This is a genomic window from Methyloceanibacter marginalis (genome assembly GCF_001723295.1).
Lineage (GTDB): Bacteria > Pseudomonadota > Alphaproteobacteria > Rhizobiales > Methyloligellaceae > Methyloceanibacter > Methyloceanibacter marginalis.
This window is the reverse complement of record NZ_LPWD01000252.1, coordinates 1-3,251: the sequence shown is the minus strand read 5'-3', so window position 1 is coordinate 3,251 and position 3,251 is coordinate 1. Positions and strand designations below refer to the sequence as shown.

The following is a 3,251-nucleotide window of genomic DNA, read 5'->3' as shown; positions in this document are numbered from 1 at the left end:
CTCGCCGCCTCGCCGATCAAGACGGCCCTTGGTCTCACGGGCGAGCAGATCGCGGCGCCGGCGAGAATGGCCCCGATCACGATCGAGGCCACACCGTCGGCCCATTCGAGACCGAGTTCATAGGCTGCAGCTACGCCTGCCGCAGCCGCCACCAGGCCCAGCATCGCGGCGCTGTCCTCGAACAGGACGGTGAACGTCGCAGGGTCCTTGGATTGGCGGACCGCGGTGAAAAAGCGAAACTTGCGCCTGCTACCTTGAGCCTTGCGGAACTCCTTGTAGGCTATCGTCCAGGCAGCACACTCGAAGACGAAGGCAAATCCGAGCACGATGTAGTTTATGTAGGGCCTGTCGATCGGGTGGGGGTTGAGCAGCTTGTTGATGCCTTCATAGATGGAAATACCGGCGCCGAGTGCGAAGATCAGAATCGCCACCACGAAGGCCCAGAAGAAGATCTCCGCGCCATAGCCGAAAGGATGCTCGGCGTCCGCCGGCCTCTTGGCCCGACGCATGCCGAGAAGCAGCAAGCCCTGGTTCCCGGTGTCCACCACCGAGTGGACGCCCTCGGACATCATGGCCGATGAGCCGGTGATGGACGCTGCCACGAACTTACTCACGGCGATCAGCGCGTTGGCGCCGAGCGCCGCGTAAATCACTTTGCGGGAGTCGCTTTTCACAGGCCGCTACCTCCATGCCTCGCGGCTACAACAAACCAAAGGCCAATGACCTTTCCCGCGTCGCCGACGGTGAAGTCTACATCGCGAGAAGGCGAATGCCTGCACGCTCTGCTTGCCGACGTCCAGTTGCTTCCCCTAGCCGCATCGTGCCAGGGTCCGTTCGGGAAGGCGCATCGGGGGGTTCATGTCGCACTCGACTCGTTGTGCACGAAATCGCTTTTGCGCCGCCGGCGCATTTTTTATTGCCGCATCGTTTGGCGCCGCTTCCGAAGCGCGAGCAGACCCAGAGGGGGGCCGCTCGGTCACGCTCGGCGGCGCGGCGATCGTCAAGCCCAAATACGAGGGCTCCGACGAGTTCGAGACGATTCCCATCCCGATCATCATTCCGAAATTCAGCGAGACGGTCGAGGAGAACGGTTCCGCGATCACCGAGGTGCGAAAGCGGGTGAACTTCCGGGGGCTGGACGAGATCCGCATCCGGGTTCTCGGCGGCGAGCGGTTTCACGCCGGCGCAGTCACCGGCTACATCACCAAGCGCGATCAAGATGACGGTCCGCTCCTGCGGGGCCTCGGCGATATCGACGGCGGGCTCGTGGCCGGCGCCTATACCGGATTCACGCTCGGCGCGTTCCAATTCGACGCCGCCATCCTGGAGAAGGTCACAGGCGACGACTCGGGCCCTGAGTTCCGCTTCGGCGTGGAGACGACGCAGCAGATCACCGAGCGCACCCGGATCGTGGCGCGCGTCGGGACGACGTTCGCGAGCGACGATTACATGCAGACCTATTTCGGGGTGACGCCCGCCCAAAGCCGCGACTCCAAGGCGGGCCTTGCGGCGTACACGCCCGACGCCGGCATCAAGGATGTCTTCTTCGAGATTGGCGGGACGATGGACCTCAGCGACCGGTGGCTCCTCAAGGCGGGCGGGCGCTACGGACGCCTGCTGGGAGACGCGGCGGACAGCCCCGTCGTCGCGACCGAAAACCAGTTCTCCGGCGTGCTCGGGCTCGGCTACCGATTCAATTTGCCCCAGCGCTAGATCTGCGCAGAGACGCAGACATCACGGCTTAAGGCGTCGGACGGCAACTGCGTTGTCGAGGAGAAGAAGTGGTGCCGCAGGAGGGATTCGAACCCCCGACCCCCGCATTACGAATGCGATGCTCTACCGACTGAGCTACTGCGGCTCCGGGCGTGTCGCGCCTGCCGATGAGACTAGATGCGACGTGCAAAGGAAGCCTTGGAATGCCCTTGGGACGGCGTGTAACGCCGCCCCGGGCTCACCTTGGCCCCGTGCTTAATGCCAATATCGGTAAGGCGCAAGCTGGACGCCAATCTTCGGCCTCCACCTCCAAACTCAGCGGATCTGCGCCGCCCGAAGACGTTCCAGCGAAGTCGGGCTCTCGTCGGGATCCGGCTGCGCGACACCGGGATCGTCGGGGGGCCGGATCGGCATGAAGTCGGGCGAAGCGGGCTTTTCCGCCGTCCGTTCCGTGCCCACCACGTTCACTTTGGGCCCCGGCGTCGCCGCCGGTGACGTTTCGGCTTTTCCGGCCTTGACGACGGCCGTTGCAGAGACTTCGACCGTCTCACCTTCTCGTTCTCGCGGCTCGGGTGATTTTTCTCCCCCCTCGCTCGTCTCGGAGACAATGGGTGTGACGTCGACCACGTCGGAGGGCTCCGCCGGCGCCAGGCTCGCCATGGCGCTCGCATCGCGCGGGGGCTCCGTATCCTCCGCGATCATTAGCGTGTCGTCGCCGCGGCCAATGGCGTCGACTGGCGCCTTCCAAGCGAAAGCATCGACGGCGCCGGTGACCGGCGACACAGGCAGCCAACGGTCGGAGACGTAACCGTCGGCGATCCAGGCGCGATCGCGCGGCGCGCGCACGGCCCGCGCCAGCCACTCGCGTTCCCGGCCCTTGTCGCCGCTACCGCCCTCGATGCGCGCCATCAGCGTGCAGATGCGCGCGGAAGGCCGACCCTCAACGTAGGGCGCCAGCACGTCGCGCGCTGCTGCCATTCCTTTGCGTCGATCGCCGCTTGAGCGACGGCGATCGAGCCTTCGACGTCGTCCGGGGTGAGACCCGCCAAATACTCGACGCGCTTCAGCCTATCTTTCGGAGAGAGGCCCGGCTTGGCGAAGGCATAGGCCACCGCAAGGTCGGGATGGGGCGACAGCTTCCAGGTGCGTACGATCTGTCGCGAAGCTGCACGCGCTTCGCCCTTCGAGGCGAACAAGCGTCCCGCGAGCTCCGCCGCCGGCACCAGCGAGGGCGCAAGCCGCAACGCCTCATTGGCGAGCGTCAGCGCCTTGTCGGGATCGAAGGTCTCCGTTTCCCGCGCTTCGGCGGTCAGCAGCACGGCGCGGCGGCGGTTCGCCGTGCCGGTATCCACATGACCGTTCTGCCGGGCGAGGGCGAGCGTGTTCAGGGCGCCATTCCAATCGCCGCGCGGCTTGGATATCGAACAGTGCGTTCACGCCCCAAGCAAGTTTTGGGTCTTGCCGCACCGCTTGCTCGGCCAAGCACGCGCCGCGTCCTCGTCATTGCCGCGCTTGGCTTCGAGAAACAGACCGCGCAC

General features: G+C 65.5%; 4 protein-coding genes and 1 tRNA gene. 1 reads left to right on the top strand and 4 read right to left on the bottom strand.

Going from position 1 to position 3,251, the window contains the following annotated elements:
* The coding region (locus tag AUC71_RS09795; RefSeq protein ID WP_069624117.1) for a cation diffusion facilitator family transporter at positions 1-674 on the bottom strand (674 nt) is incomplete at its 3' end.
* A gap of 184 nt (positions 675-858) precedes the next feature.
* On the opposite strand from AUC71_RS09795, the gene AUC71_RS09790 reads away from it, so the two are divergent.
* A complete protein-coding gene (locus AUC71_RS09790) occupies positions 859-1,713 on the top strand; it encodes a MipA/OmpV family protein (protein ID WP_069624116.1) in 855 nt (284 codons plus the stop codon).
* A 69-nt stretch (positions 1,714-1,782) separates the two neighbouring features.
* Here the strand turns inward: AUC71_RS09790 and AUC71_RS09785 are convergent.
* The 3 genes from AUC71_RS09785 to AUC71_RS09775 all read right to left on the bottom strand — a co-directional run bounded on the left by AUC71_RS09785 (position 1,783) and on the right by AUC71_RS09775 (position 3,065).
* A tRNA-Thr gene (locus tag AUC71_RS09785) sits at positions 1,783-1,858 on the bottom strand.
* A 170-nt stretch (positions 1,859-2,028) separates the two neighbouring features.
* The gene (locus tag AUC71_RS09780) at positions 2,029-2,691 is read right to left on the bottom strand and encodes a hypothetical protein (RefSeq protein WP_141701589.1); all 663 of its coding nucleotides are present in this window, start codon (positions 2,689-2,691) and stop codon (positions 2,029-2,031) included.
* Positions 2,622-3,065, bottom strand: a complete 444-nt coding sequence (locus AUC71_RS09775) for a hypothetical protein (protein WP_069624114.1) — start codon at positions 3,063-3,065, stop codon at positions 2,622-2,624. The genes AUC71_RS09780 and AUC71_RS09775 overlap by 70 nt, the downstream gene beginning before the upstream one ends.
* Between the last annotated feature and the right edge of the window lie 186 nt (positions 3,066-3,251).